Raw genomic sequence first — 3,560 nt, 5'->3', positions numbered from 1 at the left:
GATAGACTGCCACAACCTCCCATCCCTGCTTTTCGCAGTATTTTTCCAGCATATCCCGCTGGTTGGCGATACTGGCACTTTCGCCTTGCAGGTCATCGTCCTTTGACAGCCTGCAATAGACCGCCGCACGATAGCCCCCGGCAAGTGCCGAACCGATTGTTCTGTATTCCATTTCGTTCATCATAGCCATTTACCCACACAATCCAGACGGTATCTGGCTCTTTTGAACCTCATCTTCATTATAGCCTATATCTTTCTTTTTAGCAAGATATTCTTTTGTATTTGTTTTACCGTATTTCTGGGAAATCAGACTGACGAACACATCGGTTGCGTCCAGTTCCCCGTCAAATACAGTGGTCACATGAATCTCTGTTTTGTTTTTTGCCATAGGCAGTTATCCTCCATACATGAAAATAGCCAGACAGAGGGTGTCGGCAACGAAGTCCGGCAACGGGCTTCAAAAGACCTTGCAAACAATCTCAATCTGGCGATGGTTACTATTTATACTTTTCTTTTATTTTTCTGTTGTTTTGGTTGTTATAAGGGAGAAAAGCCCGGAAATAAGGGGTTTTCCCCGGCAACCGGCTCGGCAACGGGATAGCAACAGGGGGTGCAACGGGCGGTCATTTTCAGAATGGAAGCTCCATCTGTTCTGTGACCTCCACAAAACCATCCATCGTTTTTTCAGACGGGTTGCCGGAGTCCGTTGCCGGGTTTTCACGCTCCCAGCCTTTTGTCTGCCATATTCTGAAAACATTCTTGGGTTCGGGAAGTACCGCCAGCCAGAAATGCACTGGTTCATAATCTCGTTGATTTCCCGGATTTCCCATTGCTTCGGCTCGTCAAAGGCATGGTTCAAGGCTTCCTTATAGAGCTGCTTGGAGCAGACCATGCTCCCGGTGTACTTATCAAGATACGCCTGTATCATCCCGGCTTTGGTGTCCTCCGGCATAAAATCCCGCTGGTGTTCTTTGAGATACCGCTGCATGGCAGGGCTGAAAGCCAGCTTGAACCTGCCGCTTCTGTAAATTTCCATCGCTTCTGCCCACATCTGCTCGATATAGGCTCTGGAAGCGGCTTCGTCCTCCAAAATGTGAACCTCGGCTTGCTCCGGGTACACCATGACGGGGATAAAGCGGCGGTTGCCGGAACGGTCAAGGGGCAGGAAGTCAAGGGCATTGGAAGTGCCGCCAAACACGCACTGACGGGGGCGGTCTGCTGGGTGGGTTTCATAGGGTATCTTGTAAACCTCTTTCTGTCGGCTTAAAAATGACTTGATTTCCTCAATGCTCTTGGCGTTTGCGGTTGCCATCATTTCCGACATTTCGATAATCCAGTGACCTTGCAGCTTACGGTACACATTGTCATCGTCCAGCTTCCGCAAATCATCGGAGAACCACTCGTCCCGGACTGCCAGCAGACGGAAGAAGGTGGACTTTCCAGCCCCCTGACCGCCTACCAGACAAAGCATGATTTCAAACTTGCACCCCGGCTGAAAGGCTCGTGAGATTGCACCCAGCAGGAACAGCTTCAACGCTTCATAGGTGTAATCGTCTGCGTCAGCCCCCAGAAAGTGCCGCAGACAGAAACGGATTCGTTCTGTCCCGTCCCACACAAGGGCACTTAGGTAGTCCCGGATGGGATGGTACTTGTTTTCATTCGCCACAATCCCGATGGCATTATCAATCTTTTTCTCATTGGTAAGCCCATAGGTTTCTTCCAGATAGAGAAGCAGATACTTCATATCCGTATCGTTCAGGGCTGTGCTTTCTCTGTGAAAACCGATGGGCTTTATGATGTCCTTGCGGTCGGTCAGGATGTTGTATGCGATAGCCCCGGAAAGCAGAGGGTCACGCTGGAATACGGTCAGGCAGTTCCGTATGCTCTGGCGGACACCGCCTTTCTCGGTGGTTTCCAGCCCCGCCTTGATTTCCTCAATGCTCTGGGGCGGCTGCATGGCGTTCATGGTGTTTTTTAGTTCTTGCTGCGTCTGCGGCTGCAAGCTCTGCCATTCGCTGTTCAAGCTGTATCACATCCTTTCCGTAGTCCGCAATCAAAGCCGCTTTTTTCTCTGTCTCCCCGAACAGCAGCACATCCAGCAGATATTCCACATGGGCTTGCTTTTGTAAGGCTTCCACAAACCGGGGATGAAAGGCTTCCTCTGGGGAGTGCGGGGCATATTCCGTTCTCCATGCCCGAAGCAGGTGGAGATAATCGGCAAGGATACGGAAGCAGCGGTTCTTTGCTTCCTGAAACTGTTCCTCCGGGGATTTCTGCTGGGGCTTGGGCTTTTTTGCCTTTCCCGGCGGTTTCCAGTCCTCATAGGAAAGCCCAAAGTCATTTGCCAGTTGTACGGCGGCTTCTTTCTTTGCCAGCCCATACAGGGCGGCGGCAAAATCAATCACATCCCCATCCGCACCGCAGCCGAAGCAGTGGTAACGCCAATCCAGCTTCATGCTTGGGGTTTTATCATTATGGAACGGGCAGCAAGCCATCCCGTTCGACCTACATGGATTCCATAATGCTCCGCAGCCTGTCTTGTTGTGACGGACTGCTTCACAGCTTCAAATACATTCAAATCTATCCCTCCTTGAAAATAAGAAAAGCACCTGACATTCTCTGATTGAAAATGGCAAGTGCCTGTTAAAGTTCCATATCCTGTTGTCTGTGTTTCGCCTGTGCCGGGGCGGTTCTTTGAGCCTTTTTCTCGTCTGCCTTATCCTGCAAGACTTCCTTGATGGGCTGCTTCTTAGGCGACTCTTTACTTTCCTCTGTGCCGGGTGTGGCTTTCCGTACCCAGTAGCGGATGTCCCGCAGCTTCTTCAAATCCTCCTGTACCTCGGTCAGTGGTACTTTCAACTCTGCGATTTCTTCCAGAAGCGTTTCCTGCTCCTCTTGCAGCTCCTTTTGGGTACTGTCCTTATCATCTGGGTGCTTGGCAAGGTGGGCGGCGGCTTTTTCATACCGGGCAACCTCCGAGTGTTCCTGTTTGAATTTCTCCTTTGTTTTCTTAAAAAATATCTTCTGGTACTTCTCATAGACAGGCTTACATTCCTTGCAGTCTGTCCGGCTGGCAAGAATCCCGTCAATCACTTTGCTTCGGGCTTCCTTTGGCTTCATCTGATTGCGGTAATCTGCGGCTGATTTCCCGGAAGATTCCAGAAATGCTTCTAAGTCCTCCACAGTGGAAAGCCCCTTTTGCTGGAGATAGGACAGGGCTTCGCTGACTGCCTTTAAGTCCTGTGAAGTCCCCCGATTTTGTCCAGACCTCGTCCAGTCCTTCCGTTCTTCCTTTCGTATCTCCATATATTTCATCAGTAGATTGGGAAGAAGTGTCGCTTCCTCCGCCGCCTTTTGTGCAAGCAGTTCTTTCCGTTTTTCTCCCAGCTCGGTAATCCAGCCTTTGAGGTTTTGGATAAGCTGCCGGATGGACTTCATCAGGCGGTTGGCGGCTCTGATTTCCCGGTTCAGGTTGCCGATGTTCGTCTGGATACCCCGCTTTTCCATCTGCCGGACAGCAGCTCCCTCATGGACAGTAGGGATAATATCAAGCCCCTGTC

Annotated in this window: 3 protein-coding genes and 3 pseudogenes; 1 reads left to right on the top strand and 5 read right to left on the bottom strand. The window is 50.7% G+C overall.

Annotation, left to right across the window (positions count from 1 at the left end):
- On the bottom strand, window positions 1-190 hold a 190-nt coding region (locus tag DW085_RS18605), incomplete at its 3' end, for a recombinase family protein (RefSeq protein WP_182430951.1).
- Entirely contained in the window at window positions 191-388 is a 198-nt protein-coding gene (locus DW085_RS18600; RefSeq protein ID WP_002569220.1) for a hypothetical protein, read from the bottom strand. It lies immediately after the preceding gene.
- Between DW085_RS18600 and DW085_RS20740 the strand changes: the two genes are divergently transcribed.
- Window positions 362-601: a hypothetical protein gene (locus tag DW085_RS20740; protein ID WP_021682886.1), complete on the top strand. Its 240-nt coding sequence runs from the start codon at window positions 362-364 to the stop codon at window positions 599-601. The genes DW085_RS18600 and DW085_RS20740 overlap by 27 nt on opposite strands.
- A 28-nt stretch (window positions 602-629) precedes the next feature.
- On the opposite strand, the pseudogene DW085_RS18590 reads toward DW085_RS20740, so the two are convergent.
- The 3 pseudogenes from DW085_RS18590 to DW085_RS18580 form a co-directional block, all read right to left on the bottom strand.
- Window positions 630-1,966, bottom strand: a pseudogene (locus DW085_RS18590) (virulence-associated E family protein).
- Window positions 1,935-2,578: pseudogene (locus tag DW085_RS18585) on the bottom strand (CHC2 zinc finger domain-containing protein). The pseudogenes DW085_RS18590 and DW085_RS18585 overlap by 32 nt, the downstream one beginning before the upstream one ends.
- A 65-nt stretch (window positions 2,579-2,643) precedes the next feature.
- Window positions 2,644-3,560 (bottom strand): annotated as a pseudogene (locus DW085_RS18580) (MobA/MobL family protein); the annotation flags it as partial.

Origin of the sequence: Clostridium sp. AF50-3 (assembly GCF_003477445.1) — a bacterium.
Classification (GTDB): Bacteria; Bacillota; Clostridia; order Lachnospirales; family Lachnospiraceae; genus Otoolea; species Otoolea fessa.
This window is presented reverse-complemented; position numbering and strand designations above follow the sequence as displayed.